At 51.8% G+C, this 26280-nt stretch carries 26 protein-coding genes, 1 rRNA gene and 1 pseudogene; 14 read left to right on the forward strand and 14 right to left on the reverse strand.

What is annotated here, in order from left to right; all coding sequences use genetic code 11:
• Nucleotides 1–146 precede the first annotated feature (146 nt).
• From ACH0WD_RS18845 to ACH0WD_RS18890, 10 genes and pseudogenes are all read left to right on the forward strand, one after another.
• Nucleotides 147–506, forward strand: a complete 360-nt coding sequence (locus ACH0WD_RS18845; RefSeq protein WP_001093501.1) for a GPW/gp25 family protein — start codon at nucleotides 147–149, stop codon at nucleotides 504–506.
• Nucleotides 497–1612 (forward strand): baseplate J/gp47 family protein, encoded by a 1116-nt coding sequence (locus ACH0WD_RS18850; protein WP_000951740.1) that lies wholly within the window; start codon nucleotides 497–499, stop codon nucleotides 1610–1612. The genes ACH0WD_RS18845 and ACH0WD_RS18850 overlap by 10 nt, the downstream gene beginning before the upstream one ends.
• Nucleotides 1605–2237, forward strand: coding sequence for a phage tail protein I (locus tag ACH0WD_RS18855; protein ID WP_000359502.1), 633 nt, complete (start codon nucleotides 1605–1607; stop codon nucleotides 2235–2237). The genes ACH0WD_RS18850 and ACH0WD_RS18855 overlap by 8 nt, the downstream gene beginning before the upstream one ends.
• Before the next feature lie 2 nt (nucleotides 2238–2239).
• On the forward strand, nucleotides 2240–3985 hold the full coding sequence (locus ACH0WD_RS18860; RefSeq protein WP_001747515.1) for a tail fiber protein: 1746 nt from the start codon (nucleotides 2240–2242) through the stop codon (nucleotides 3983–3985).
• A gap of 4 nt (nucleotides 3986–3989) precedes the next feature.
• Complete coding sequence (locus ACH0WD_RS18865; RefSeq protein ID WP_023785434.1) at nucleotides 3990–4595, forward strand: DUF4376 domain-containing protein; 606 nt, start codon at nucleotides 3990–3992, stop codon at nucleotides 4593–4595.
• Entirely contained in the window at nucleotides 4592–5047 is a 456-nt protein-coding gene (locus ACH0WD_RS18870; protein WP_000084338.1) for a hypothetical protein, read from the forward strand. Before ACH0WD_RS18865 ends, ACH0WD_RS18870 begins: the two co-directional genes overlap by 4 nt.
• Before the next feature lie 251 nt (nucleotides 5048–5298).
• Nucleotides 5299–5588: pseudogene (locus ACH0WD_RS18875) on the forward strand (hypothetical protein).
• A gap of 196 nt (nucleotides 5589–5784) precedes the next feature.
• On the forward strand, nucleotides 5785–6513 hold the full coding sequence (locus ACH0WD_RS18880; RefSeq protein ID WP_000587738.1) for a hypothetical protein: 729 nt from the start codon (nucleotides 5785–5787) through the stop codon (nucleotides 6511–6513).
• A gap of 261 nt (nucleotides 6514–6774) precedes the next feature.
• Nucleotides 6775–7716, forward strand: coding sequence for a ketopantoate/pantoate/pantothenate transporter PanS (gene panS / locus ACH0WD_RS18885; RefSeq protein WP_000881652.1), 942 nt, complete (start codon nucleotides 6775–6777; stop codon nucleotides 7714–7716).
• Nucleotides 7717–7813: 97 nt separating this feature from the next.
• A complete protein-coding gene (locus ACH0WD_RS18890; RefSeq protein ID WP_001207643.1) occupies nucleotides 7814–8086 on the forward strand; it encodes a DUF3811 domain-containing protein in 273 nt (90 codons plus the stop codon).
• Here ACH0WD_RS18890 and rluF read toward each other — a convergent pair.
• From rluF to ACH0WD_RS18905, 3 genes are read right to left on the reverse strand one after another with little or no spacing between them, the layout of a single operon-like run.
• A complete protein-coding gene (rluF, locus tag ACH0WD_RS18895; protein WP_000954616.1) occupies nucleotides 8083–8952 on the reverse strand; it encodes a 23S rRNA pseudouridine(2604) synthase RluF in 870 nt (289 codons plus the stop codon). The two genes, ACH0WD_RS18890 and rluF, sit on opposite strands and share 4 nt — an antisense overlap.
• 46 nt (nucleotides 8953–8998) lie before the next feature.
• Complete coding sequence (locus ACH0WD_RS18900; protein ID WP_001096724.1) at nucleotides 8999–9538, reverse strand: DUF2058 domain-containing protein; 540 nt, start codon at nucleotides 9536–9538, stop codon at nucleotides 8999–9001.
• 34 nt (nucleotides 9539–9572) lie between these two features.
• Nucleotides 9573–9674, reverse strand: coding sequence for a hypothetical protein (locus ACH0WD_RS18905; RefSeq protein WP_031602465.1), 102 nt, complete (start codon nucleotides 9672–9674; stop codon nucleotides 9573–9575).
• Between the two features lie 71 nt (nucleotides 9675–9745).
• Here ACH0WD_RS18905 and pepE point away from each other — a divergent pair, with 71 nt between their 5' ends.
• Nucleotides 9746–10435 (forward strand): dipeptidase PepE, encoded by a 690-nt coding sequence (gene pepE / locus ACH0WD_RS18910; RefSeq protein ID WP_000421776.1) that lies wholly within the window; start codon nucleotides 9746–9748, stop codon nucleotides 10433–10435.
• Nucleotides 10436–10510: 75 nt separating this feature from the next.
• Here the strand turns inward: pepE and ACH0WD_RS18915 are convergent, their stop codons facing one another.
• The 6 genes from ACH0WD_RS18915 to metH all read right to left on the reverse strand — a co-directional run bounded on the left by ACH0WD_RS18915 (nucleotide 10511) and on the right by metH (nucleotide 17737).
• Nucleotides 10511–12142 carry a Na/Pi cotransporter family protein gene (locus ACH0WD_RS18915; RefSeq protein ID WP_000956811.1) on the reverse strand — a complete coding sequence of 544 codons (1632 nt, stop codon included), beginning with the start codon at nucleotides 12140–12142 and terminating at the stop codon, nucleotides 10511–10513.
• Nucleotides 12143–12332: 190 nt separating this feature from the next.
• Nucleotides 12333–12707, reverse strand: a complete 375-nt coding sequence (locus ACH0WD_RS18920) for a hypothetical protein (RefSeq protein ID WP_000700615.1) — start codon at nucleotides 12705–12707, stop codon at nucleotides 12333–12335.
• Nucleotides 12707–13054, reverse strand: a complete 348-nt coding sequence (locus ACH0WD_RS18925; RefSeq protein ID WP_000861771.1) for a hypothetical protein — start codon at nucleotides 13052–13054, stop codon at nucleotides 12707–12709. The genes ACH0WD_RS18920 and ACH0WD_RS18925 overlap by 1 nt, the downstream gene beginning before the upstream one ends.
• Before the next feature lie 62 nt (nucleotides 13055–13116).
• Nucleotides 13117–13521 carry a Rap1a/Tai family immunity protein gene (locus ACH0WD_RS18930; RefSeq protein WP_001028872.1) on the reverse strand — a complete coding sequence of 135 codons (405 nt, stop codon included), beginning with the start codon at nucleotides 13519–13521 and terminating at the stop codon, nucleotides 13117–13119.
• A gap of 66 nt (nucleotides 13522–13587) precedes the next feature.
• Complete coding sequence (locus ACH0WD_RS18935) at nucleotides 13588–14067, reverse strand: hypothetical protein (protein ID WP_000989980.1); 480 nt, start codon at nucleotides 14065–14067, stop codon at nucleotides 13588–13590.
• Nucleotides 14054–17737, reverse strand: coding sequence for a methionine synthase (gene metH, locus ACH0WD_RS18940; protein ID WP_000095952.1), 3684 nt, complete (start codon nucleotides 17735–17737; stop codon nucleotides 14054–14056). The genes ACH0WD_RS18935 and metH overlap by 14 nt, the downstream gene beginning before the upstream one ends.
• 304 nt (nucleotides 17738–18041) lie before the next feature.
• Here metH and iclR point away from each other — a divergent pair, with 304 nt between their 5' ends.
• Together iclR and ACH0WD_RS18950 are read left to right on the forward strand one after the other, a co-directional pair.
• Complete coding sequence (iclR, locus tag ACH0WD_RS18945) at nucleotides 18042–18866, forward strand: glyoxylate bypass operon transcriptional repressor IclR (RefSeq protein WP_000226434.1); 825 nt, start codon at nucleotides 18042–18044, stop codon at nucleotides 18864–18866.
• Between the two features lie 10 nt (nucleotides 18867–18876).
• Nucleotides 18877–19284, forward strand: coding sequence for an ASCH domain-containing protein (locus ACH0WD_RS18950; protein WP_010989091.1), 408 nt, complete (start codon nucleotides 18877–18879; stop codon nucleotides 19282–19284).
• Here ACH0WD_RS18950 and aceK read toward each other — a convergent pair.
• From aceK to metA, 4 genes are all read right to left on the reverse strand, one after another.
• Nucleotides 19248–20999 (reverse strand): bifunctional isocitrate dehydrogenase kinase/phosphatase, encoded by a 1752-nt coding sequence (aceK, locus tag ACH0WD_RS18955; RefSeq protein ID WP_001137266.1) that lies wholly within the window; start codon nucleotides 20997–20999, stop codon nucleotides 19248–19250. The genes ACH0WD_RS18950 and aceK overlap by 37 nt on opposite strands.
• A gap of 101 nt (nucleotides 21000–21100) precedes the next feature.
• A complete protein-coding gene (gene aceA, locus ACH0WD_RS18960) occupies nucleotides 21101–22405 on the reverse strand; it encodes an isocitrate lyase (RefSeq protein WP_000857881.1) in 1305 nt (434 codons plus the stop codon).
• 31 nt (nucleotides 22406–22436) lie between these two features.
• Nucleotides 22437–24038, reverse strand: coding sequence for a malate synthase A (gene aceB / locus ACH0WD_RS18965; protein WP_001069371.1), 1602 nt, complete (start codon nucleotides 24036–24038; stop codon nucleotides 22437–22439).
• 268 nt (nucleotides 24039–24306) lie between these two features.
• The gene (gene metA / locus ACH0WD_RS18970) at nucleotides 24307–25236 is read right to left on the reverse strand and encodes a homoserine O-succinyltransferase (protein ID WP_001122767.1); all 930 of its coding nucleotides are present in this window, start codon (nucleotides 25234–25236) and stop codon (nucleotides 24307–24309) included.
• Between the two features lie 156 nt (nucleotides 25237–25392).
• On the opposite strand from metA, the gene ACH0WD_RS18975 reads away from it, so the two are divergent.
• Nucleotides 25393–25830, forward strand: coding sequence for an acetyltransferase (locus tag ACH0WD_RS18975; RefSeq protein WP_000973248.1), 438 nt, complete (start codon nucleotides 25393–25395; stop codon nucleotides 25828–25830).
• Between the two features lie 164 nt (nucleotides 25831–25994).
• Here the strand turns inward: ACH0WD_RS18975 and rrf are convergent.
• Nucleotides 25995–26110 (reverse strand): 5S ribosomal RNA (rrf, locus tag ACH0WD_RS18980).
• Nucleotides 26111–26280: the final 170 nt, after the last annotated feature.

Genomic DNA, 26280 nt, shown 5'->3' on the forward strand with positions numbered 1-26280 from the left:
TCTTCGCCATTTAACAAAATGTGTATCAACACAGGCCCGGTAAGCGCAGAAGCGCCGCCGGGCAAAACACATTCTGACCCCGCCATCAATTATTTCCTTAAAGCGCTTTAATATCTCTCCCCCCGCCGGAAGGCGAAAATAGCCTCATGAACACGAAAACACGACCCTCGACCCTGCACTGGCAACCTGCCTTGCAACGTCCTGAAGAATACGTCTGCGGGCTGGATGATATTCATCAGGCAATACACATCATTCTGCGCACGCCGCGCGGCAGCGATCCCCACAGGCCGCTTTTTGGCAGCAATCTGTGGCGCTATATCGATTACCCGATCGAGCGGGCCATTCCGCACGTTGTTCGCGAATCGGTGGAAGCGATTCGCATGTGGGAACCCCGCTGCCGGTTGCTGAAGGTGACGCCGACGATTGACGGCGAACACCTGACGTTACGCGTGCAATGGCGCGCCGCAGACGGCGTAATCAACTCAACGGAGGTGTTATGGCGATAGCCGAACCCGACTTTATTGACCGCGATCCCGCGCAAATCACCAGCGAGATGATTGCGCAATATGAAGAAGCCAGCGGTAAAAAACTCTACCCGGCACAGGCTGAGCGGCTGCTCATTGACCTGTTTGCTTATCGTGAAAACCTTGTCCGCATCGCCATCCAGGAGGCGGCGAAGCAAAACCTGGTCGCGTATTCCCGTGCGCCCATGCTGGATTATTTAGGCGAGCTGGTTGGCGTTCATCGTCTACCCGCTCAGGCGGCGAAAACCACGCTACAGTTTTCTGTTACTCAAGCGGCTAAAAGTAACCTGGTGATTCCACAAGGGACTCGCGCCAGCGCGTCGGATAGCGTGATGTTCGCCACCGACGAAGATGTTGTGTTGCCTGCGGGCAGCCTGAGCGTTGCGGTAACTGCAACCTGTGTAGCGACCGGTGAATCCGGCAATAACTGGCAACCTGCGCAAATCAGCGCGCTGGTGGATCGGGTAGGCAATTACGATCTCAGCGTCACCAATCTGACGGCCTCAAGTGGCGGCTGCGGCGAAGAGAACGACGACGCGCTACGTAAACGCGTCCAGCTAGCGCCGGAAAGTTTCAGCAACGCGGGCAGCTATGGCGCCTATCGCTTCCATACGCTCTCGGTCAGCCAGTCGATTATCGACGTGGCGGTGCTGGGGCCGGATGAAGGGCTGGCGGAAGGCTGCGTGGAACTCTATCCGCTGACCCTGAACGGACTGCCGGGGCCGGAGCTTCTTGCCCAGATCGAACGGGAGGTGAGCAAAGAGAAAAAGCGCCCGCTAACCGATAAGGTGAGCGCTAAATGTTCTCCGCGCGTACCTTATCAGATCCGCGCCCGGTTGACGCTGTTTACCACCGCCGATCAGGAGACGACGCTTGCCGCCGCGCGTGAAGCGATTAATACATGGACGCGCTCGCGCCAGACCCGGCTGGGCCAGGACATTGTGCCAAACCAGATAATTAAAGTGCTGCAGGTTGATGGCGTTTACGACGTGGCGCTGGATATGCCCGCGAAAAAGGTATTGCAGGCACACGAATGGGCGGAATGCACGGCCATTGACGTGACGATTGCCGGGGTCAGCGATGGATAAACTGCTTCTGCCGCCGCCGCTGGCCAGCGACGAACGTTTTTCGATTCTGGCGAATATTGCCGCCGAACGCTTTGCGCAAATCGACCTGACGGCGTTGCTGGTCTATCTGGTGGATATCGTTGATGCCTCGGCACTGCCCTCGTTGGCCGGACAGTTTCATGTTCAGGGGCTGGAGGGCTGGCTATTTGCCGCCAATGAACAGGAGAAACGAGAGTTAATTAAACAGGCGATTGAACTGCATAAATATAAAGGAACTCCCTGGGCCGTTCGCCGCGTTCTGGAAATATTATCCTTACCCGGCACGATTTCCGAATGGTTTGAGTATGGCGGTAAGGCTTATTTTTTTAAGGTTGAAATTGAGCTAATTAACCAGGGCATGGATGAAAATCTGTTTAATAACCTGGTCGATCTTATTCATGAGTATAAGAACGTGCGCTCAAAGCTGGAAGCGTTAATTGTCTGGATAATTAACCAAAGCGCTATTCCTGTTATCGGCAGCGCGCTTTACGGTGGAGAAATAACGACCGTCTTACCCTTCCAGGTTCTGGAAGTTCAACAAACTAAACCGTTCTATTTCGGTACAGGGCAATGGAGCCTTGAAATTACATCTATTTACCCGGAGTAATTATGGATAATGAGTTTTATACCCTCCTGACCGACAGGGGAATGGCGAAAATCGCCAGCGCCCTTGCGGACAAAAAACAGCTACATCTACAAAAGATGGCGGTTGGCGACGGCGGCGGGCAATATTATGAGCCGACCGCCAGCCAGGCCAAATTACGCCACGAAGTCTGGCGCGGTGAGATGAATACGCTGACCGTTGCGCCGAATAATCCCAACTGGCTGATTGCCGAACTGGTGCTGCCGGAGGACGTTGGCGGCTGGTATGTGCGTGAAGTGGGCGTGTTCGACGACGAGGGCGAGCTAATCGCCATCGGCAAGTTCCCGGAATCCTACAAACCGCTGTTGCCCGGCGGCTGCGGCAAGCAGGTCTGTATCCGCCTGATTATGGAGGTCTCCAACACCACGGCGGTGACGCTGACGGTCGATCCGAGCATTGTGCTGGCGACGCGCGACTATGTGGATGTCCGGCTGGACGAGCATGAACATTCGACAAATCACCCGGATGCGACATTAACGCAGAAAGGGTTTACACAGCTCAGTAACGCCACCGACAGCGATGACGAAACCAAAGCCGCTACGCCGAAGGCGGTAAAAGCGGCGATGGCGGAAGCGCGTAATCACACGCATACCTGGAACCAGATCACTGGCGTTCCGGACGGCACGCTGACGCAAAAGGGGATTGTTCAGCTTAACAGTGCGACGGACAGCACCAGCACAACGGAAGCGGCAACGCCGAGCGCGGTCAAGGCGGCGATGGATAAGGCGAATGCGGCAGCTCCGGCGAACCATACTCACGTCTGGAACCAGATTATCGGCGTCCCGGACGGCACGCTGGCGCAAAAAGGGATCGTGAAACTTAATAACGCCACCGATAGCACCAGCACCACCGAAGCGGCAACGCCCAGTGCGGTAAAGGCGGCGATGGATAAGGCAAACGCGGCGGCCCCGGCCAGCCATATACACGCCTGGGGGCAGATCACCGGCGTCCCGGACGGTACGCTGACGCAAAAAGGGATTGTGAAGCTTAATAGCGCCACCGATAGCACCAGCACCACCGAAGCGGCAACGCCTAGTGCGGTCAAGGCGGCGTATGACAAGGCGAGCGCAGCGGCTCCGGCTAATCATTCCCATTATCAGTTTTTTACGGCTAACGGTACGTTTACGGTACCTGATGGGGTGACTCAGGTCTTTGTGGAAATGTTAGGAGGAGGAGGAGGAGGTGGTGGTGGTGCAGTCACCGATGGAGGATTCGCGGGTGCTAGTGGTGGTTCGGGAGGAACCTGTGGAAGCACAAATATTTCCATTGTTCCTGTAACTCCGGGAGGAAAATACGCGGTTATAGTTGGCGCAGGAGGGGTTGGCGGAGTCGCAGCCAGTCAGTCGTCTACGGCACCATCAGGAATTCACACCTTGGTAACTAGCACGCCAGGATCCCCCGGTATTGATGGCGGGGATTCAATTTTTGTTAATGTTACCGCCAAAGGTGGTTCAGGAGGAGCCGGCGGCGTTATCTCAACTGTATCAGTAATAAACCCAGCCCCATCTGGTAATGGCGCAGCAGGGGAAAACTCATCGTACGGTACGGGAGGGAGCGGTGGCAGTAATACTGACGGGGGCAATGCTGGTGGTTATGGTGCCGGGGGCGGCGGAGGCGCCAGAGGCAAAACCACTGGCAGTGATAATACCTATAGTGGGTCTGGCTTTCCTGGAGGGAAAGGCTCAAACGGTTTTGTAAAAATTTCATGGTGAATATATGACTCAATATGCATATTACCATCCGGCAACCTTTGAGGTTATAGACTGGATTGATACTTCTTCATTAAACGTAGTGTTACCTGACTCAGTAATTTCTATAGATGATGAGCAGTGGCGACTAAGAGATAAAAATTGTTGGGTGTGCCTTAACCCTCTTGAATTTATTACTACACCGCCACCCGGAAGATTTTACCGATTGCAGGGAAACGAGTGGGTATATGACGAAGCGTTATTTGTCTCAGCACTTGAAAGTGTAAAAGCACAAGTTATACAGGCAATCAAAGCTCACCGCGACACCGTTACCGCCGATTATATCGTTATCGACGGCAACCATTTCCACAGCGATGCTAACAGCCGTATTCAGCAAATGTCACTCACCAGAATGGGTCAGACAAAGCAGATTCCGGCAGGGTTAATGTGGCAGACCAAAAATAACGGTTTGATTGAACTGACCAACGACATCGCCGCGCAGTTTGAAACCGTCACTATGGATCATGATATGCGCCTGTTTGCCAACGCGCAGCGGCATATTGCGGCGGTAGAGGCGCTGGAGGATATCGAGGCTGTGCTCGACTACGACTACTCATCAGGCTGGCAGCCATGAGTCAAACCACCGTCTGGCTCGCTTGCTATAAGGGGCGATCGGAGTATCGCGGCATCGCCAGGCTGGCCGACTGGCTCACGCGCAAAGTCACGCGCGGTATCTACTCTCACTGTGAACTGGCGGTAGAACACGGCGGTAATGAATACCTCTGCTACTCCGCGTCGTTTCGCGATCGCGGCGTGCGGGGAAAGATAATACCGTTACCGGACGATAAGTGGGATAAGCTACCGTTAAAGGCCACGTTGCCGGAAGTGGAGGCCTTTTTCCGCAAACATAACGGCAAACGCTATGACTGGCAGGGCGCGCTCGGTATCGCGCTGTATAACCGGGAGCGCAAAGATAAACTGTTTTGCAGCGAGTTTTGCGCTGAATTTCTCGGACTAAACGATAGCTGGCGCTACTCCCCCAGCCACCTTTATGCCTTAGTCAGTAGCTGGCAATACGATTGTTGAATCTCTCGCCGGGTATAAAGCCCGGCGGTGTTGAATTAAGTAATACCCGTTAGTATTTATTTGTTAGCATCAAATGTTCAGTTTGCATAGCAAATGAAGTATTATAAAAAACCATCTTATAGTATTTTTACCAATTGATACGTGAACCTCCCACGATAATAACATTTATTTAACAAGCTAGCTTTCTTCGTTGGAGGAAGAAAAAATCAAACTCTTACATTGCTTATTATTTTCCATATCTAAAAAAGGAAGTGGATTACGGAAATACTGGCGGCATGAGATCATTCGCAGGAATGAATTTTTATTATATCGATTACTTATGCAGGCCAATAACAATCGCCGTCGTAATTTTTTATTTTGGTGGCGTCTGGCAAATGAGATGTATATCTATGGTTCAAAAAAACAGAAAAAAACTGGATTATGGATTAATCGCAAGCTAAATTCCAAATTTGGAATTGATATAGAGCTGGGAGCAGTAAAAAGGGGAAATAAGATCACTCCCATCCCAACTCTTATTTTATATCTCCCCATGGAAATATAAAAGACAAAACAATCATTAAAACATTTATCAACTTACATTACATATATTAATAACATTATAAACAAATTATTTACATTCACATCTTGAATGTAATTAAACTTCAATAACCATATGAACACTAATTTTGTTGCAATATAAAGCACATTAAATATAGTGGAACATGGCTAAAAACACCTAATATTCACCGGGGAATATAATGATTATTGTTTCTGTGCTCAGACAAAGCAAAGACTTCACCACAAAACATGCTCAATGGTTACATAAGCAGCTCAAAGGTTATGATTCTGTTTGTTTAACAGATGCGCTAAAGATAAAAGGGGTAAATACAGCGCCTCTTTTGTATGATTGGCCAGGATGGTGGGCAAAACTAGAACTTTTCAATCCACTGCATCCTGTTCTTGGTAATGAGGATATTCTCTATATTGATATAGATAGCGTTATTGTGGGAGATATTACTCCTCTGACAACTATGAAAAAAATAACATTACTTAATGACTTTTCTCAGCATGGTGCTTCAGTTGCGCCAGCAACAGGTATTATGTTTATTCCTGCACCCGCAAAAAAAAATGTGTGGGATGAATTTATGAAAAATCCTGAAAAGGAAATCAATGCCATAAGAACCCCGCCCTATCATGGCGATCAAGGATTTATCGGCAGAATATGTCAAGATGCTGAAAGATGGCAAAACATCTTACCCGGAAGAATTATTAGTTACAAAGCTAATATAGCAACACCAAAAATGATTGGTTTTAACCCTGAACTATACGATGGGACAGGTAATGGAAAATTACCTGACGGAGCAAGCATAGTCTGTTTTCATGGTTCCCCTCGCCCCTGGAACACAGCATTGCCCTGGGTGCCTTATTTTAGTTTAAAAAACACAATCCAAAGCAAAGTGAAACAATATAAGTTATCACTGCGTTAAAGCTTCCTTCTCTTCAATGCCGGCGCTTTTCTTTACGCCACCAGAACCTCTATATATTTCTAATACGGTAGCGTAAGCGCCATCGGGCGATACGTTGCCGGATGGCGACGCAGGCGCGTCATCCAGCCTGCCACGTGCCCACACTGGATCATGAGCGTAATTTGTTTGAATAATCTTCCTTCACGCGATAAACAATAACTATGGTCTGGCTCGATCCTGACCCGTTGATAACAAACACAACATACTTGCAAGGAAAACAACATGCTCGCCGTCATTACCCGGCTGTTCCCGTTATGGGCGCTGCTGCTCTCTCTCACTGCGTATTACACACCATCCACCTTTACTCCTGTTGGGCCGTGGGTCGCGACACTACTGATGTTGATTATGTTCGGTATGGGGGTCCATCTTAACGTTGACGACTTTAAACGCGTGCTCTCCCGACCAGCCCCTGTCGCCGCAGGGATATTCCTGCACTATCTGGTAATGCCGCTCGCGGCATGGCTGCTGGCGTTGCTGTTTAAGATGCCGCCAGATCTGTCCGCCGGGATGGTACTGGTCGGTAGCGTAGCCAGCGGCACGGCCTCTAACGTAATGATCTATCTGGCGAAGGGAGACGTCGCGCTCTCAGTCACCATTTCATCGGTCTCCACGCTGGTCGGCGTGGTCGCCACACCACTACTCACGCGCCTGTACGTCGATGCCCATATTCAAGTCGACGTGATGGGTATGCTGCTGAGCATTCTACAGATTGTGGTCATTCCAATCACGCTGGGGTTGGTGATTCACCATCTGTTTCCGCGCGTAGTGAAAGTGGTAAAACCTTATCTGCCAGCATTCTCGATGGTGTGCATTTTGGCAATCATCAGCGCGGTGGTCGCGGGTTCAGCTTCACATATCGCCTCCGTCGGCTTTATGGTGATCATCGCGGTGATCCTGCATAACACCCTTGGCCTGCTTGGCGGCTACTGGGGTGGACGTCTGTTCGGTTTTGATGAGTCAACCTGTCGAACGCTGGCGATCGAAGTCGGGATGCAGAACTCTGGTCTTGCTGCTGCATTGGGTAAAATCTACTTTGGCCCGCTCGCAGCGCTGCCTGGCGCGCTGTTCTCAGTGTGGCACAACCTTTCAGGGTCACTACTGGCTGGTTACTGGTCCGGGAAACCGATTGTTGAAAAATCGGGCGAAACGGCAAAGGTAAATTAAAATATTGCCGGGTGGCGCAAGCTTACCCGGCTTACACGCTATCCGCCCGTTGCGTATTGCCGTAGACTAAATGCATCGGCTAACTGAGGGCACCCGTATGGCACTCCCCCGCATTACCCAAAAAGAGATGACCGAGCGCGAACAGCGCGAACTGAAAACGTTGCTGGACCGCGCCCGTATTACGCACGGACGTCCGCTGACCAATTCTGAGACCAACAGCGTAAAAAAAGAGTACATCGATAAGCTGATGGCGCTGCGTGAGGCTGAAGCGAAAAAAGCCCGCCAGTTGAAGAAAAAGCAGGCGTATAAACCCGATACGGAAGCGTCATTCTCCTGGTCGGCGAATACGCCGACGCGCGGCAGACGTTAACGTCCTTTCTTCTTTCGTCCCGGCGAGGTAAAGCGCTTACCGCTTGATGCCGGGCGCGCTTTCTCATTGCTTTTTTCGATCGCAACGACCGGTCGCTTAATACCCGTGGTCTTCGGCTTCGCTTTGGCCTTTGGTTTGGCTTCGGAAGAGGAATGCTCAATCAACTTAAACAGATCGATCAGCTCATCGTCCGTCAGATCGCGCCACTCGCCCAAAGGAATCCCGCTCAGGCTGACGTTCATAATGCGCGTACGCTCCAGTTTCGTCACTTCATAACCAAAGTATTCACACATACGACGGATCTGACGGTTTAATCCCTGCACCAGGGTGATGCGAAAGACAAACGGCGCCTCTTTTTTCACCTTACATTTTTTGGTGACGGTACCCAGAATCGGCACGCCAGCGCCCATACCGCGAATAAACTCGTCGGTAATCGGTTTATCCACCGTCACCAGATACTCTTTTTCGTGATCGTTACCGGCACGCAGAATCTTATTGACCAGATCGCCGTGGTTAGTCAGAAATATCAGTCCCTGCGAGTCTTTATCCAGACGACCAATCGGGAAGATACGTTTGCTGTGGTTCACAAAATCGACAATATTGTCTCGTTCGCCGTCTTCAGTGGTACTGACAATGCCAACCGGTTTATTCAGCGCAATCAGCACTAAATCATCCGCTTCTCGCGGCTCAATCAACCGACCATTTACTTTAACAACATCCCCGGCGACCACCTGATCGCCAATGGCGGCGCGTTTGCCGTTGATAAAGACATTGCCCTGTTCGATAAAACGGTCCGCCTCGCGACGCGAACAGATGCCGCTTTCACTGATATATTTATTAAGCCGGGTAGATGTGTCGGTCAGCATATTTACTCTCTGAGAAATTTTTCTACATAAACGTCGGGAATGTGACTTACCACATCAAATCGTCAGGAACTTTAAAATCGGCATACGGATCATCTTCGTCCTGCTCTTCCTGACTCAGCGCACTGTTTACGACAATACTGTCCGCATCTCGTTGTGCGATTTTATCGGCGACGCTTGCGGGAATAATCGCATATTCACATTCACCGCTGTTATTGATAACCAGACGCGCAATCGCGAGACGCCCATTAATCAGTTGCGTCTGAGTGAGCTTATCCACGTCTATTTTTTTGATGACGTTATTATCGGTGAAGTTAAAACCAATATCGCCTTTAGATACATTGATTCTATTCATTTCAATAAGTTGCTTAACCTGAGCTTTAAACTCTTTCGCTAAAACCGCTTGTTTTTGCTGTTCACTGAGTTGTTTATCACGCTCAAGTTGCGCCTTTTTATTTTCTTCCACCGCCTCTCTGGCCTCACGAGCCTGAACGCGTGATTTTTTAGCCGTGCGCTGGACTTTGGCCATTTTTTTGCTGGTCACTAATCCCGCTTGTAGCAGTTGCTCTTGTAAGGTCAGTTTTGCCATTTTCGTCTCTAAACGTGTTAAATAATTTTGCGGATTATACCTGTAATTTTTCAGGCGATACCAGATGGCAGATCTGGTCTGGTGTCACTTTTAGCGACCGCGCTTTGCCTGTAACACGCGCAACATCATGAGCCATATCAGTAAGACATTAAATGGATAATGGTAGCATTATTACGTTTTGACATTTCCTGATGAGGTGGAGAAGTAATGGAACTGCTTTTATTAAGTAACTCGACGCTGCCGGGTAAAGCCTGGCTGGAACACGCTCTGCCGCTGATAGCGAATCAATTGAACGGTCGACGTTCAGCCGTGTTTATTCCGTTTGCCGGCGTCACGCAAACATGGGACGAGTACACGGATAAAACCGCAGAGGTGCTTGCGCCATTAGGGATAAACGTCACAGGGATTCATCGTGTCGCCGATCCGCTTGCGGCGATTGAGAAAGCGGAAATCATTATTGTCGGCGGCGGAAATACCTTCCAGCTACTGAAAGAATCGCGTGAACGCGGGCTGCTGGCGCCGATGGCGGACAGGGTAAAACGCGGCGCGCTGTATATCGGCTGGAGCGCGGGCGCCAACCTTGCCTGCCCGACTATCCGCACGACCAACGATATGCCGATCGTCGATCCAAACGGTTTCGACGCGCTGGATCTGTTCCCGCTGCAAATTAATCCTCACTTCACTAACGCCTTGCCGGAAGGTCATAAGGGCGAGACCCGCGAGCAGCGTATTCGCGAACTGCTGGTGGTCGCGCCGGAACTGACAGTGATTGGTTTGCCGGAAGGTAACTGGATTCAGGTGAGCAACGGCCAGGCGGTTCTCGGCGGCCCGAATACCACCTGGGTGTTTAAAGCAGGCGAAGAGGCCGTGGCGCTGGAAGCGGGTCATCGCTTTTAATCCCTGGCCACATTGAATGCCGAATGGCGGGCCTACACGCATGTTCTCCGTAGGCCCCGCCATCCGGCATTTCACTTAATACTCGCCCCGTTCCTCGTCCTGATCCGGCTGTTCCAGTACGCTATAGGCGACCGAACAGAACAGTGAGTTAAGACGCTTCATATCGCCCAGCAGCCCTAAATGGAGCGAGCTGGTTTCAATGCTTTGCACGTTCTGCTGGTGCAGGCGATCGACATGCGCATGTGAGTATCGGCGATTAAGTATACGGAAGCGATGTTTACTGCGGCGCAACCGACGGGCGCTGGTGACATCGCCGGAGAAAAAGACCGACATCGCCAGTTGCAGATTACTGAGCAGTTGATCGTAAAGCGCATCCAGCTCTTTCAATCCTTCTTCTGAAAATGCCCGACGCGCCGCCAGCGACTTGTCGGCAATCTCGCTGCCCATTCGCTCGATAATATCCGACGCCTGTTCGAGGTTCAGAGCCATCTCAATAATCTCCGCCCACCGGCGGGACTCCTCCGCCGCCAGCTCGTCTTTTGGCATTCGCGCCAGATAAAGCTTAATCGCGGTGTAGAGCACGTTAACGTCATCCGCCAGCTTGCGCAGCGCTTTCTCTTCACGCGGCTCGCCGTGCATGACCTTTTTTAGCCCTTCCATCATCTGTTCCATCGCATCGCCAATGCGCAACACCTCGCGGGCAGCATTAGCCAGCGCCAGCGTTGGCGTATCCAGCGCGCTGACATCCAGATGTTTCGGCTTCAGATGGGTATCCAGTTCAGGCTCATCACGAATAATTCGTTTACAAAAACGCGCCATCAGCTCGGCAAATGGCACCATCGCCAGGCAGCGCACCAGGTTATAGAAAACGTGGAAATAGATCACCAGCTCTGACTTCGGTAGCGATAGCTCATCCATCAGATTCGCCAGCGGATGGACAAACGGCAGGATGACCAGGCTGCCGATCAATTTGAACAATAGGCTGCCGAGCGCTACGCGACGCGCGGCAGCATTGGCGGCGCTGTTATTGAGCATCGCCAGCAGCCCCGATCCCAGATTAGCGCCGATAACCAGGCACAACGCCACCGGGAACGATATAATCCCCGCCGCCGTCAGGGTCGCCGTCAGCAACACCGCCGCCAGGCTGGAATAACTGATAATAGCGAACATCGCGCCAATCAGCGCATCCAGCATAATGTCGCCCGTCAGCGACGCGAAAATGACCTGCACGCCATTAGCCTGAGTGATCGGCGTCACTGCCTGCACAATCAGCTCCAGCGCCAGTAGAATCAGGCCAAGCCCGATACCGACGCGACCCAGCTGCCCGGCGCGGGACTGCTTACGTCCCAAAAAGAAAATCACGCCAATAAAAATCAGCAGCGGCGATAGCCACGACAAGTCAAAGGTGAGAATACGCGCCATTAGCGCAGTACCCACATCAGCGCCCAGCACAATCACCAGAGCTGGCGTCAGGGCGACAAGATCCTGGGCGACAAACGACGTTACCAATAAAGTGGTGGCGTTACTGCTTTGTACCAGCGCGGTAACACCGATACCCGCACAAAAGGCGAGCGGTTTCTTTTCCACGCTGCGGCTGAGGACAGTGCGTAGACGCGCGCCAAACACGCGCATTACGCCAGTACGAACAATATGTGTTCCCCATACCAACAGCGCAACGGCAGAAAGTAGGTGTAGCAGAGTTAACACGGAATCAGCTTCTCCTTATTGTTATCAATTTTTCTGAGACATGATCTGATTTCAGTATAAGGGTTAAAGATCAATAAAGGGATCGGACAATGTGTTTACTGTCAGAAAAGGAGAGACATCGAACCAAAGTCGCGATCGCGGTGGCGCGTCAAAGATCGACCAATGAGTTTATCATGAATAACGAAGGGCATTACTGCCAATAGCTTTTCCCTCTCTGTAAAATGATTTTCTGCTTATTCCCATCAAACTCACCAACAAGCCAACCGTCTGATGAAATCTCACCATTAAATTCATTGAACTCAGAAGGCACTTTAAAGGTGATTTTACCTTTATTGATACTCGCCAGAACGATTACCGGGAACGTGGGCTCACCTTCACTGTACTGGAAGGAAACCCAATATCCTTTACTGGAGTAACCGATAATAATCTCCGTTCCCACAACATCGCCAGTGCCATCATGAAATTTGAGATCGGAGTATATTCCTGTGACCTTTATTTTATTCTCGGCGCAAGTGATTGAAGCTAAAGAGATAAGTGAAAAGGCTAAAAATAGATTTATTTTCATTATTCATTCTCCTGACCTATAGTAGAGATGGATTTGCAGACAAGGTTAACTATGAAGTCCCCCTCCAGCCTTACAATATTCAATGGTATATTTGATTGATAATAGTAATTATGCAACGGAATATCTTCACTTCTAACGCTCCGATATTCATGCCGAACTTCAACCACAGTACCAAATTCAGTACCAGGCTCATCATCACCACGATAGTGTACTGACAAGAAAATCACACCATCACATTTTATTTTTAGCTCGTCTGCAAATGAAACTACGCTCATAATCAAGCTATCATTACGCGTTTCTATGGTGTCAATCCAGCCAATAGATAGTTTTCTCAGGTCTACCTTCATGTTCATTATCCCTGCGTATTAGATTAGGCCCAATTTCACCATGTGCTAATCCTATTTAATTTTCACTCACACGGATATTTCTCTCTTAAATGTTCAATTAAAACCTCCGAGGCAGGCCGATAACCCTGAATAATTGTTTGTTGCATCACATTTTCATCATAATCTGCGGAAAGTTCAAGCACCTGCCACGGTGCCAGATTTTTGGGGAAGCAAGCCCGCTGAGCCACCGGAATCGTATCACGAACGGCAAGGTAGGCATCCAGGACGCCATATACGTAGCTCTCACAATCAAAATAGGGGATCATCCCACCTCGAGTTTCACCAATAACGGAACAGGTCTCGTAGAGATAATACGTCGTTACCTCCTGTCTCTCTTTTTTCGTGATCCACGGAACTTCCACGGCAAACGTATTCGTGCCTGGAATAATAAAACAAAAAAGTATAATATATTTAAAGTAGATATTCATTTTTTATCGCCATGCGACCATAAGGGGAAACAACAACAATCAGCCATTAATTTTAGTTTTTTCATCTTACTCCCCATGTACTCCACCACCTAATAAAAAATTAATCAGTACTATTGGTTCATTCTTATTTTTAATATCACAGTTTTTATACCAAACCCATGCTTCTTTGCCTTTGAACGAAACCAAATCTTCCATGTCAAAATCCCCACCATATTCGCCAATATACAGTGTGTTTTCGTCAATAGTGAAGGTTACAGTCCTCTCTGAACTCATTCGCAGCACAACCTTTTTCGCAACGATATCCACATGACTGACAATGCCATGAAGATTCTCTATTGTTGCGCTGGGATCAAACATATCTGCTGGCGGTAATCTACAAGACGTAAGATTTTTAGCGTTTACACTACAATCAAACAACATAGCACTGAGTAAAACACCGACTCTCACATAAGTACTGATAATTCCTTTATACATTCTGTGTTCACCCAATAAACACGCAGGGCGTTCTGCAGCAAACGCCCTGTCAGTGGTATTAATCCACATCATAACCCAGGTTTGGCGCCAGCCACCGCTCAACGTCCTCAACGCTCATTCCTTTACGGAAAGCATAATCTGTCACCTGATCGCGTTGGATCTGCGCTACCGCGAAGTATTTGCTCTCAGGATGGCTGAAGTACCAGCCGGAGACCGACGCGCCAGGCCACATGGCGAAAGATTCGGTGAGCTTCATCCCGGTGTGTTTTTCGACATCCAGTAGCTGCCAGATAGTGCCTTTTTCGGTATGTTCCGGGCAGGCAGGATAACCCGGCGCCGGGCGAATCCCCTGGTAGTTTTCGCGGATTAATTCGTCGTTACTCAGGCTCTCGTTCGGCGCATATCCCCAGTAAACCTTACGTACACGCTCATGCAGATACTCGGCAAACGCTTCCGCCAGACGGTCGGCAATCGCTTTCACCATGATCTTGTTATAGTCGTCGTGTTGCGCTTCGTAAGCATCAGCCAGATCGTCTTCTTCAAGACCGCCGGTGACTGCGAAAGCACCGATGTAATCCGCTTTTCCGCTCAGTTTCGGCGCGACAAAATCCGCCAGACAGTAGTTGGCAAAACCGACTTTCTCGGTCTGCTGGCGCAGGTGGTGGCTGACCGTCAGAACATGAGTACGGGTTTCGTCGCGATAAATTTCGATGTCATCGCCAATGCGGTTCGCCGGGAACAGGCCCACCACGCCACGCGGATTCAACAGTTTCTCGGCGCTCAGTTTATCCAGCATATCATTGGCGTCTTTAAACAGACGCTGCGCCTCAACGCCCACCACCTCATCTTCCAGAATGCGCGGGTATTTGCCGGCCAGCGACCAGGTCATAAAGAACGGCGTCCAGTCGATGTAGTTGCGCAGAGTTTCGATGCTGGCTTCCACCTCCTGCACGCCCAAACGGTGGGCTACCGGCGGGGTGTAGCGTTCCCAATCGAATGCCAGATCATTATCGCGCGCCGCCTCCAGCGTGACCGGCGGCGTACGCGGTTTTTTGCGGGCGTGCTGAATACGCACGGTTTCGTACTCTTTGCGGGTACGGGCGACAAAGTCATCGCGCTGGGTGTCGGAGAGTAGCGCCGCCACCACGCCCACGGTACGCGAAGCATTCTGCACGTAGACCGTCGGACCGCTGTAGTTCTGCTCAATTTTCACCGCGGTGTGCGCTTTCGACGTTGTCGCGCCGCCAATGAGCAGTGGGATGGTGAAGCCCTGACGCTCCATCTCTTTTGCCACGTTGACCATTTCATCCAGCGACGGGGTAATCAGGCCGGAGAGGCCAATCAGGTCCGCGTTCACCTCTTTCGCCGTTTTGAGGATTTTATCCGCTGGCACCATCACGCCGAGATCGATGATTTCGTAGTTATTACACTGCAGCACCACGCCGACGATATTTTTACCGATATCGTGTACGTCACCCTTCACCGTGGCGATGACCATCTTGCCGTTGCTGGAACCTTTCTCTTTGCTGGCCTCAATGTACGGTTCGAGGTAGGCCACCGCCTGCTTCATTACGCGGGCCGATTTCACCACCTGCGGCAGGAACATTTTCCCTTCGCCAAACAGGTCGCCGACCACATTCATGCCGTCCATCAGCGGCCCTTCGATCACCTCAATCGGGCGGGCGGCCTGCTGACGGGCTTCTTCGGTATCCTGCTCGATAAACTCGGTAATGCCTTTCACCAGCGAGTATTCAAGGCGTTTTTTGACATCCCAGGAGCGCCATTCCGCTTGTTGGGCGTTGGCAGCTTCGTCGGTTTTGCTGCCGCGGTATTTCTCCGCCAAATCCAGCAAACGCTCAGTGCCGTCATCGCGACGGTTAAGAATGACATCTTCAACCGCATCGCGCAGTTCGGCGGGAAGGTCGTCGTAGATAGCCAGCTGTCCGGCATTGACGATGCCCATGTCCATGCCGTTGCGAATGGCGTAGTAGAGGAATACCGCGTGAATAGCTTCACGTACCGGGTCGTTGCCGCGGAACGAGAAGGAAACGTTAGACACGCCGCCGGAAATCAGCGCGTGCGGCAGCTCGCGTTTGATGTCCTCACAGGCGCCGATAAAGTCCTGCGCGTAGTTGTTGTGCTCTTCAATACCGGTGGCGACGGCAAAGATATTCGGGTCGAAGATGATGTCTTCCGGCGGGAAGCCCACCTCTTCGGTGAGAATTTTGTAGGCTCGGCGGCAAATCTCAATTTTGCGTTCGCGGGTGTCGGCCTGTCCCTGCTCGTCAAAAGCCATCACCACCACCGCGGCGCCGTAGCGACGCAGCAGCTTCGCGTGATGGATAAAGGTCTCCACACCCTCTTTCATCGAGATGGAGTTCACGATGCCTTTACCCTGAATGCACTTCAGCCCTTTTTCGATAACTTCCCATTTCGAGGAGTCGATCATAATCGGCACGCGGGCGATATCCGGCTCGCCGGCAATCAGGTTGAGGAAGCGCACCATCGCCGCTTCAGCGTCGAGCATCCCCTCATCCATATTGATATCGATAATCTGCGCGCCGCTTTCCACCTGCTGGCGGGCGACGTCCAGCGCTTCGCTGTACTTCTCTTCTTTAATCAGTCGCTTAAATTTCGCTGAGCCGGTGACGTTGGTACGTTCACCGACGTTCACAAACAGGCTATCGTCGCCGATATTCAGCGGTTCAAGGCCGGACAGACGGCAGGAGACCGGGATTTCTGGCAACTTGCGCGGCGGTAAGCCATCCACCGCTCGACTCATCGCCGCGATATGCTCCGGCGTGGTGCCACAGCAGCCGCCAACCACGTTGAGGAAGCCCGCTTCGGCCCATTCGTGGATTTGCGTTGCCATGGTGTCGGCATCGAGGTCGTACTCGCCGAAAGCGTTCGGCAGACCGGCGTTCGGGTGCGCGGTGACGTAGCATTCGGCAATGCGTGACAGCTCCTGCACGTACTGGCGGAGCTCATCCGGGCCGAGGGCGCAGTTGAGGCCGAAAGTTAGTGCGTCGGCGTGACGCAGGGAGTTGTAGAATGCTTCCGTGGTTTGGCCGGAGAGCGTACGGCCAGAAGCATCGGTAATGGTGCCGGAAATCATGATCGGCAGATCAACGCCCAGCGCTTCAAACTCTTCTTTCACCGCAAACACCGCCGCTTTGGCGTTGAGGGTGTCGAAGACGGTTTCAATCAGGATCAGGTCCGCCCCGCCTTCCACCAGCGCTTTGGTGGATTCACGGTAGGCCGCCACCAGCTGATCGAAGGTGATATTACGAAACGCCGGGTCGTTGACGTCCGGCGAAATGGAGGCCGTGCGGTTAGTTGGACCAAGCACGCCCGCAACAAAGCGTGGTTTTTCTGGTGTTCGCGCCGTCCATTCATCGGCGCAGGCGCGCGCCAGTTTGGCCGCCGCATAGTTAATTTCCGCCGACAGGGATTCCATCCGGTAATCCGCCATCGCAATGGTTGTCGAGTTAAAGGTGTTGGTTTCGATGATATCCGCGCCAGCCTCAAAGTAGGCGTTGTGGATAGCGGCGATCACCTCCGGCTTGCTGAGTACCAGCAGGTCATTGTTGCCTTTCAGGTCGCAGGGCCAGTCGGCAAAGCGCTCCCCGCGGAAATCTTCTTCATGTAGACGATAGCTCTGGATCATGGTGCCCATACCGCCGTCCAGCACCAGAATACGTTCATTTAACTGCGCACGCAGTTGTTCAACTTTGCTGCTCACACTCGCTCCCGACAACGCTCCACGTAACGAGCCATACTGGCACAAAGCGTGCTGGCGGAAAAGAGAACAACGGGCAACATGAGACATGTTCAGCTTGCCACCCACTTCTGTCGCTTTGCCGGATGGCGGCGCAAGCGCCTTATCCAGCCTACAAATTACTTTGGCGGCTCCCAAAGCGTAGGCCTGATAAGCGCAGCGCCATCGGGCATCCTGTGATGTCACTCATCCGATCAGTTCAGGAACTCTTGCATTATAATTGAATAAAACGAAAATGATTTCCACGATACAGAAAAAGGAGTCTGCCATGGTTGCCCCTGTTCCCGCGAAACGCGGGAGAAAACCTGCCGCTACCACTGCACCCGTAACCGGGCAGGTTCAGTCTTTAACTCGCGGTCTGAAGCTACTGGAGTGGATTGCCGAGTCCAACGGCAGCGTCGCGCTGACCGAACTGGCGCAACAGGCGGGTTTGCCTAATTCCACGACTCACCGTCTACTCACCACCATGCAGCAACAGGGTTTTGTCCGCCAGGTTGGTGAGCTGGGCCACTGGGCCGTAGGCGCACACGCGTTTATCGTCGGTAGCAGCTTCTTACAGAGCCGTAATCTGCTGGCGATTGTCCATCCGATTTTGCGCAAGCTGATGGAGGACTCCGGCGAAACGGTAAACCTTGCCGTACTCGACCAGAGCGACCATCAGGCCATTATTATCGACCAGGTGCAGTGCACACAATTGATGCGCATGTCCGCCCCTATTGGCGGCAAGCTGCCCATGCACGCCTCTGGCGCGGGCAAGGCGTTTTTATCACAGCTCAGTGAGGAACAGGTTACCAGTCTGCTGCACCGCAAGGGGTTGCACGCTTATACCCATGCGACGCTGGTGTCGCCGCTGCATCTGAAAGATGACCTCGCCCAAACACGCAAGCGCGGCTATTCCTTTGACGACGAAGAACATGCGCTCGGTCTGCGCTGCGTGGCCTCGTGTATTTATGACGAACACCGCGAACCGTTTGCGGCCCTCTCTATTTCCGGCCCCTGCTCACGCATTACCGACGATCGCGTCACCGAACTTGGCGCCATGGTGATTAAAGCGGCGAAAGAGGTGACGCTGGCCTATGGTGGAACTCGCTGAAATGAGCAGCCTGAAATTATACTGGCAGGAGAAGTACCCACAGGCCTTCTGTTGGTCTTTCGGTGATTCGCCGGCGCTGGCCGACGAGCTGGCGGCGCTAGTGGTCGCCGGTAAAAAGCGTGGCACCTGTAGCTCGCTGGTTAGCTATCAGAAAGAGCAACCCCCTGTCACGCCCGGGTCATATCACATTGTGCTCAACGGCACAGGCGACGCCGTGTGCGTCATACGCACGCTGGCGCTCAGGCTGATCCGTTTTAACGAGATGAGCGCCGATCTCGCCGCACTGGAAGGCGAAGGCGATCTTAGCCTGGCGTACTGGCAAGCGGCACACCGGGCCTTTTTTGAGCGCGAGGGTAATTGGTCGCCGGAGATGGAACTGGTTTACGAAGAGTTCGCCGTACTTGAGATCGCGCCGTAACGCACGCTAAAGCGCTGGCGACGTCGATAGGCATACACATCTTCTACATGCCCTTCTTTAATACGCGTCTGTAGCGCGCGCCAGTAATCGGCGCGAAACAGGTCGGCATGCATCTCTTCAAACAATGGCCCGATACGCGGATCGGCACACAGCCAGTGGCGAAACTCCTCCGGGAAAACATCACCTGGCGAGACGCTATACCAGGGTTCGCTGGCCAGTTCGTCTTCCGGATAACGCGCTGGCGGAATATCGCGGAAATTCACTTCCGTCATGTAGCAAATTTCATCGTAGTCGTAGAACACCACGCGACCATGACGGGTAACGCCAAAGTTTTTAAACAACATATCGCCGGGGAAAATATTAGCGGCGGCAAGCTGGCGAATCGCATTACCATATTCTTCTATCGCATCGCGCAACTGCTGGCCTTCTACCTGTTCCAGCCAGATATTGAGCGGCACCATGCGACGTTCAATATAGAGATGGCGAATGACGATATGTTCCCCAAGATCGGTAATCTTCTCTGGCGCTTCTTGCCGTAACAGCGCCATCAGCGCCGGATCAATTTGCCGTTTATCCAGTACGAAATTCTCAAACTCCTGGGTATCCGCCATACGACCGACGCGATCATGCTCTTTTACCAGTTGATAACAGGCACGCACATGGGCGGCGGACATCTCTTTCTGCGGGGCGAATTTGTCTTTAATGATTTTAAATACCCGGTCGAAACCTGGCAGGGTAAACACCAGCATCACCATGCCGCGGATACCAGGCGCCTCAATGAATTTCTCATCGCTTTCAGCCAGATAACACAAATATTCGCGGTAGCTTTCGGTTTTCGCATGTTTCTGGCAGCCAATAGCCATATACAGTTCGGCAGTGGTTTTACCCGGCAGGATTTCACGCAACCACTCAACCAGCGCGGCAGGCAGCGGCGCATACACCATAAAATAAGAGCGGGCAAAACCAAACACAATGCTCGCTTCTGCCGTGGTGGTCAGGCAGGTATCGACAAACAGTTCCCCCTCATCAGTACGATGAATCGGCAATAAAAACGGCAGCGTACCGTCAGGTGTGGTTAATTTACCTACCAGCCAGGCCGCTTTATTACGGTAAAACAACTCATTCGCCACCTGGACATGGCAGCGAGGTAGCGCGTCCTCGCCCAGTGTTTCAGTCAGGTGCGCGATAATATAGCGGATATCCCGGCTTTTATTCTGCCAGGGCAGACGCAGCGGTAAGTCACTGAGTATGCGCATCAACAGCGGCTCCCAACCGTGATCGGGAAAGAAGTCTTTGGCCAGCGGGCGCGGGATAGTACGGAAGCGACGCTCCGGTTGCGAACTGAAAATAAACAACCGCTCGGGTGTTAACGAGCGGTGGTCAAATAACCGGCAATAAACGGAGTTGAAAAAGCTCTCCGCAATCTCGAAGCGCGGGTAATCCGGCAACAGCCGGGTGTAATGCTCTTTAACGCGTAAAAGGAAATCCGCGTCGGTACTTTTGCCATCGGTAATACAGCGCAGTTGCTCCACCACCAGACCCACATGATGATCATAGAGGTGGATACGGCTTTTCATCGCCTGCTGGACGGCGTGCCAGTCGGCCTGTTCAAAACGCTGCTGCGCGCCGGAAGTCACTTCCAGAAATCGACCATACTGCGCGTCAAAGCCTTGCAGGATGGTTTGAGCAATCAGTAATTCCAGGCCACGCGGCATTTTTTTCCCTCATCCGGCACCACGTCATGCCGGATGGCGCGTTCGCTTATCCGGCCTACGCTATCTGTAGGCCCGGTAAGCGCAGCGCCACCGGGCATCAATCAAAACTGCGCTTCTTCGGTGGAACCCGTTAACGCGGTAACGGATGACGCGCCGCCCTGAATAATGGTGGTGACTTTGTCGAAGTAACCAGTACCCACTTCCTGCTGGTGGGAAACAAAGGTGTAGCCATCTTTCGCCGCGGCGAACTCGGGTTGTTGAACCTTCTCAACATAGTGCTTCATGCCCTCGCCCTGCGCGTATGCATGCGCCAGGTCGAACATGTTGAACCACATGCTGTGGATGCCCGCCAGGGTAATAAACTGGTATTTGTAACCCATGTCCGACAACTGCTGCTGGAAGCTGGCAATGGTCTTGTCGTCCAGATTCTTCTGCCAGTTGAAGGATGGTGAACAGTTATAGGCCAGCAGTTTGCCCGGATACTTCGCGTGGATAGCATCGGCAAAACGACGCGCCAGTTCGAGATCCGGCGTAGAAGTTTCGCACCATACCAGATCGGCATACGGGGCATACGCCAGACCGCGGCTGATCGCCTGCTCAATGCCCGCATGGGTGCGGTAAAAACCTTCGCTGGTGCGTTCGCCGGTAATAAAACCGCTGTCATAGGGATCGCAGTCGGAGGTGATCAGATCTGCCGCATCCGCATCGGTACGCGCAATCACCAGCGTCGGGACGCCCATCACATCAGCGGCCAGACGCGCAGCAACCAGTTTCTGAATCGCCTCCTGCGTGGGGACCAGCACCTTGCCGCCCATATGGCCGCATTTCTTCACCGACGCCAGCTGATCTTCGAAGTGAACGGCCGCTGCACCGGCTTCAATCATCGATTTCATCAGTTCGAAGGCATTCAGAACGCCGCCAAAACCGGCTTCCGCATCAGCAACGATCGGCAGGAAGTAATCCACATAGCGCGGATCGTTGGGTTCAATACCGGATGCCCACTGGATCTGATCCGCACGACGGAAAGTGTTGTTGATCCGATCCACTACCGCCGGAACAGAGTTTGCCGGGTACAACGATTGATCCGGATACATGCTGGATGCCAGGTTGGCATCTGCCGCCACCTGCCAGCCTGAAAGATAAATCGCCTCAATACCGGCTTTCGCCTGCTGCAACGCCTGACCGCCGGTCAGCGCGCCAAGGCTGTTGATATAGCCTTTTTTCGCTTCACCGTGCAACAGCCGCCACATTTTCGCGGCGCCGAGCTGCGCCAGCGTGCACTCCGGGTTAACCGAGCCGCGTAATTTCACCACCTCCTCCGCGCTGTACGGGCGGGTGATGCCTTCCCAGCGCGGTTGTGTCCACTCTTTCTGTAATTCTTCGATTTGTTGAGTACGGGTTTTCATGTGCAGATGCTCCATATTGTTATGTGGTGAATTAAGCCAGTAAGCGATAGCCCGGCAGGGTGAGGAAGTCGATTAAGTCATCTGAGGTGGTGATTTGCTCCATCAGACGTGCGGCATCGTCGAAGCGCCCGCTGCTGTAGCGGTGCTCGCCCAGTTCGTCCTGGATTACCCGCATCTCTTCCGCCAACATTTCGCGGAAAAGCGCTTTCGTTACGGGTTTTCCATTGCTCAGTGTTTTCTCATGGTGAATCCACTGCCAGATAGAGGTTCGTGAGATTTCCGCCGTCGCGGCATCCTCCATCAGACCGTAAATCGGTACACAGCCATTGCCGGAGATCCACGCTTCAATGTACTGCACTGCCACGCGAATATTGGCGCGCATTCCCGCTTCTGTGCGTTCGCCTTCACATGGCTCCAGTAACTGTTCAGCGGTAATCGGCGCATCTTCATCACGGGTAATGAACAGCTGATTTTTGTGCTCGCCCAGTACCTCGTTAAAGACGGCCATTGCGGTATCCGCCAACCCGGGATGCGCAATCCACGTGCCGTCGTGGCCGTTGTTCGCTTCCAGCGCTTTATCCGCTTTCACTTTGGCAAGGACCTGATTGTTGCGTTCAACGTCTTTGCTCGGGATAAACGCCGCCATACCGCCCATCGCGAACGCGCCGCGCTTGTGACAGGTTTTGATTAGCAGGCGCGAGTAGGCGCTCAGAAACGGTTTGTCCATCGTTACCACCTGCCTGTCCGGCAAGACGCGATCCGGGTGATTTTTCAACGTTTTGATATAGCTGAAAATATAATCCCAGCGACCACAGTTGAGACCGACGATATGATCACGCAACGCATGAAGAATCTCATCCATCTGGAAAACAGCAGGCAGCGTTTCAATCAACAGGGTCGCTTTGATCGTACCGCGCGGCAGGTTAAAGCGGTCTTCGGCGTAGCTGAAGACTTCGCTCCACCAGGCTGCCTCCTGCCAGGCTTGCGTTTTCGGCAGGTAAAAATACGGGCCGCTACCTTTAGCGAGCAGCGCTTTGTAGTTGTGGAAAAAGTACAGAGCAAAATCAAACAGGCTGCCGGGAATGGCTTCCCCCCGCCAGGTAACATGTTTTTCTGGCAGATGTAGACCACGTACACGACAAATCAATACGGCCGGATCGGGCTTGAGCTGATAGATTTTTCCGGCTTCGTTGGTATAGCTAATGGTGCCGTTCACCGCATCACGCAGGTTGATTTGACCATCAATAACTTTATTCCAGTCCGGCGCCAGCGAGTCTTCAAAATCCGCCATAAACACTTTCACGTTTGCGTTCAGGGCATTAATCACCATTTTACGTTCAACCGGCCCGGTAATTTCTACTCGGCGATCCTGTAAATCCGCCGGAATACCACGAATCTGCCAATTACTTTCTCTAATGGAAGTGGTTTCCGAAATAAAATCAGGCAACTTACCGTTATCAATATCCTGCTGTTGCTGGATACGTGCAGCCAGGAGTTTATTGCGTTTTGGCGTAAAACGGGTGACTAACTCCGTCAAAAACTCGACTGCTTCAGCGGTCAGGACTTGCTTTTCCAGCTCGCCTTGCGGCCTGGTAAAGGTTAATTCATCAGTTGTGGTTGCCTGTGGATTCATCATGCAGCTCCTCGTTGTTGATCCAGATACATCCCCAATGCGAACGAAGGATCACTGTGCGCTTTTCGTTCAACACAACTAAGACTACTCAATTAAATTTCAAAATCAAAAACAATTTCCATTTTTAATTTAATTATGCATTAACCTATTGATAACAATATAAATTAAATTTAATTACATGATGAGGTGCGTTTCGGAAATAAAAAAGGCACCCGAAGGTGCCTGATTCAACATGCTGAAACGCTTTAGGATCGTCAGAAGCAGAAGATTAATCCAGGGTTGGATTCATGTGACGCAGATCATATGGCGTAATCTGGTAGACATAATAGTTGAGCCAGTTAGTAAACAGTAAATTACCGTGGCTGCGCCAGGTTGCGCGCGGTATGTTTTGCGGATCGTTTTTTGGGAAATAGTTGTACGGAACCTCCGGATTTAACCCGGCCTCAACGTCACGAAAATATTCCCCCGCTAACGTATGAGCGTCATATTCAGGATGACCGGTGACAAACGCAATACGTTTATCTTTGCTGGCAAACAGGTACGCATCCCCTTCTTCTGTTTCGGCCAGAATTTCAAGATCCGTATAATCCCGTATCAGCGCCGCCGGGAAATCGGCATAGCGTGAGTGTGGCGCAAGAAACGAATCATCAAAACCACGCGTCAACAGAGCATGTGGATGAAGGATGTGATGTTCATAGACGCCGGAAAGTTTATCTGTACGGGTCTGCTTAGGGATACCATACAGAATATTGAGTGCGGCCTGAACGGCCCAACAGACAAATAGCGTCGAAGTAACGTGATCTTTCGCCCATTCAAGCACCTGCCTAATCTGCGGCCAGTAAGCCACGTCATTAAATTCCACCAGACCCAGCGGCGCTCCGGTCACGATAAGCCCATCAAAGTTCTGATCGCAGATATCGTCGAAGTTACAGTAAAAGTTGTTCAGATGCTCGGCTGGCGTGTTCCTCGACTCGCGGGCATCTATCCGCAGTAGTTGAATATCGACCTGCAATGGCGAGTTCGATAGCAAGCGCAGAAACTGATTTTCCGTTTCAATCTTCTTCGGCATCAGGTTAAGGATAAGTACCTTTAGCGGGCGAATTTCCTGACCTGATGCGCGAGAAGTCGTCATGACGAAGACATTCTCCTCACGTAAAAAATTGACGGCGGGTAGCTCGTCCAGCACGCGAATCGGCATAACCTGATAACCTCACGACATACGTTTAAACGTTTAGACATCCAGATAGCTGAAGATACTCAGAAATCAGGCGAATGTCGAGTCTGTAAGTTCAAGGTGAGAAAGTTTCACGACAGCATTTGCATTAGAATAGAAGTAAGCAAAAAAGGAGTGAAGATGATGATTAACATTCGTCGTTCAAGGCATGAGGAAGGGGAAAAACTGATTGCGATCTGGCGTCGCTCAGTCGATGCCACGCACGATTTTCTGTCAAACGCTTATCGGGCCGAACTGGAAGAGCTGGTGAGCGATTTTCTGCCAGAAGCGCCACTATGGGTTGCCGTGACCGATCAGGATGAGCCGGTAGGATTTATGCTGCTTACCGGTGAACATATGGATGCGCTGTTTGTCGATCCGGACGTGCGTGGTCAGGGTATCGGTAAGAGATTAGTTGAACATGCGTTAACACTGGCGCCGGGGTTGACAACCAATGTTAACGAGCAAAATACACAAGCTGTTGGATTTTATAAGAAAATGGGATTTAAGGTGACGGGACGTTCGGAGGTTGACGATCTTGGGAAACCGTATCCATTGTTGAATTTAATTTATCCGTGAGTAGTGGTGCTGCCTGATAAGTGCATACAGGCCGGATAAGGCGAAACTGCCATCCGGCGGTGCCGGTTGCCTGATGGCGCTGCGCTTATCAGGCCTACATTTTTACAGTTACCACACACGCAAAGAAGCCCGTCCAGACGGACGGGCTTCTTCACTTGTTTGATGCCTGGCAGTTCCCTACTCTCGCATGGGGAGACCCCACACTACCATCGGCGCTACGGCGTTTCACTTCTGAGTTCGGCATGGGGTCAGGTGGGACCACCGCGCTAGTGCCGCCAGGCAAATTCTTTGTGCTCTGTACGCAATTCTTTATCGCATCAGCGGCGTTGCCTGCGCTCGTAAAGTCAGTCACATACTTCTGTATGCTCCTTCCTTTCCTTCGCTTGCCGCCTTGCTGCTGCGCAAATTATTGCGTACTCAACTCTGAATCAGTGCTGAAAATCGTCTCTC

The sequence above is a fragment of the Salmonella sp. 2020_1395 genome, assembly GCF_043848115.1.
Taxonomy (GTDB): domain Bacteria; phylum Pseudomonadota; class Gammaproteobacteria; order Enterobacterales; family Enterobacteriaceae; genus Salmonella; species Salmonella enterica.

Excerpts from the sequence above, each read along its gene's own strand:
- ACH0WD_RS18845 (WP_001093501.1), top strand. The coding sequence starts at position 147 with ATGAACACGAAAACACGACCCTCGACCCTGCACTGGCAACCTGCCTTG.
- ACH0WD_RS18850 (WP_000951740.1), top strand. The coding sequence starts at position 497 with ATGGCGATAGCCGAACCCGACTTTATTGACCGCGATCCCGCGCAAATC.
- ACH0WD_RS18855 (WP_000359502.1), top strand. The coding sequence starts at position 1,605 with ATGGATAAACTGCTTCTGCCGCCGCCGCTGGCCAGCGACGAACGTTTT.
- ACH0WD_RS18860 (WP_001747515.1), top strand. The coding sequence starts at position 2,240 with ATGGATAATGAGTTTTATACCCTCCTGACCGACAGGGGAATGGCGAAA.
- ACH0WD_RS18865 (WP_023785434.1), top strand. The coding sequence starts at position 3,990 with ATGACTCAATATGCATATTACCATCCGGCAACCTTTGAGGTTATAGAC.
- ACH0WD_RS18870 (WP_000084338.1), top strand. The coding sequence starts at position 4,592 with ATGAGTCAAACCACCGTCTGGCTCGCTTGCTATAAGGGGCGATCGGAG.
- ACH0WD_RS18880 (WP_000587738.1), top strand. The coding sequence starts at position 5,785 with ATGATTATTGTTTCTGTGCTCAGACAAAGCAAAGACTTCACCACAAAA.
- panS (WP_000881652.1), top strand. The coding sequence starts at position 6,775 with ATGCTCGCCGTCATTACCCGGCTGTTCCCGTTATGGGCGCTGCTGCTC.
- ACH0WD_RS18890 (WP_001207643.1), top strand. The coding sequence starts at position 7,814 with ATGGCACTCCCCCGCATTACCCAAAAAGAGATGACCGAGCGCGAACAG.
- rluF (WP_000954616.1), bottom strand. The coding sequence starts at position 8,952 with ATGCTGACCGACACATCTACCCGGCTTAATAAATATATCAGTGAAAGC.
- ACH0WD_RS18900 (WP_001096724.1), bottom strand. The coding sequence starts at position 9,538 with ATGGCAAAACTGACCTTACAAGAGCAACTGCTACAAGCGGGATTAGTG.
- ACH0WD_RS18905 (WP_031602465.1), bottom strand. The coding sequence starts at position 9,674 with ATGGCTCATGATGTTGCGCGTGTTACAGGCAAAGCGCGGTCGCTAAAA.
- pepE (WP_000421776.1), top strand. The coding sequence starts at position 9,746 with ATGGAACTGCTTTTATTAAGTAACTCGACGCTGCCGGGTAAAGCCTGG.
- ACH0WD_RS18920 (WP_000700615.1), bottom strand. The coding sequence starts at position 12,707 with ATGAAAATAAATCTATTTTTAGCCTTTTCACTTATCTCTTTAGCTTCA.
- ACH0WD_RS18925 (WP_000861771.1), bottom strand. The coding sequence starts at position 13,054 with ATGAAGGTAGACCTGAGAAAACTATCTATTGGCTGGATTGACACCATA.
- ACH0WD_RS18930 (WP_001028872.1), bottom strand. The coding sequence starts at position 13,521 with ATGAATATCTACTTTAAATATATTATACTTTTTTGTTTTATTATTCCA.
- ACH0WD_RS18935 (WP_000989980.1), bottom strand. The coding sequence starts at position 14,067 with ATGATGTGGATTAATACCACTGACAGGGCGTTTGCTGCAGAACGCCCT.
- iclR (WP_000226434.1), top strand. The coding sequence starts at position 18,042 with ATGGTTGCCCCTGTTCCCGCGAAACGCGGGAGAAAACCTGCCGCTACC.
- aceK (WP_001137266.1), bottom strand. The coding sequence starts at position 20,999 with ATGCCGCGTGGCCTGGAATTACTGATTGCTCAAACCATCCTGCAAGGC.
- aceA (WP_000857881.1), bottom strand. The coding sequence starts at position 22,405 with ATGAAAACCCGTACTCAACAAATCGAAGAATTACAGAAAGAGTGGACA.
- aceB (WP_001069371.1), bottom strand. The coding sequence starts at position 24,038 with ATGAATCCACAGGCAACCACAACTGATGAATTAACCTTTACCAGGCCG.
- metA (WP_001122767.1), bottom strand. The coding sequence starts at position 25,236 with ATGCCGATTCGCGTGCTGGACGAGCTACCCGCCGTCAATTTTTTACGT.
- ACH0WD_RS18975 (WP_000973248.1), top strand. The coding sequence starts at position 25,393 with ATGATGATTAACATTCGTCGTTCAAGGCATGAGGAAGGGGAAAAACTG.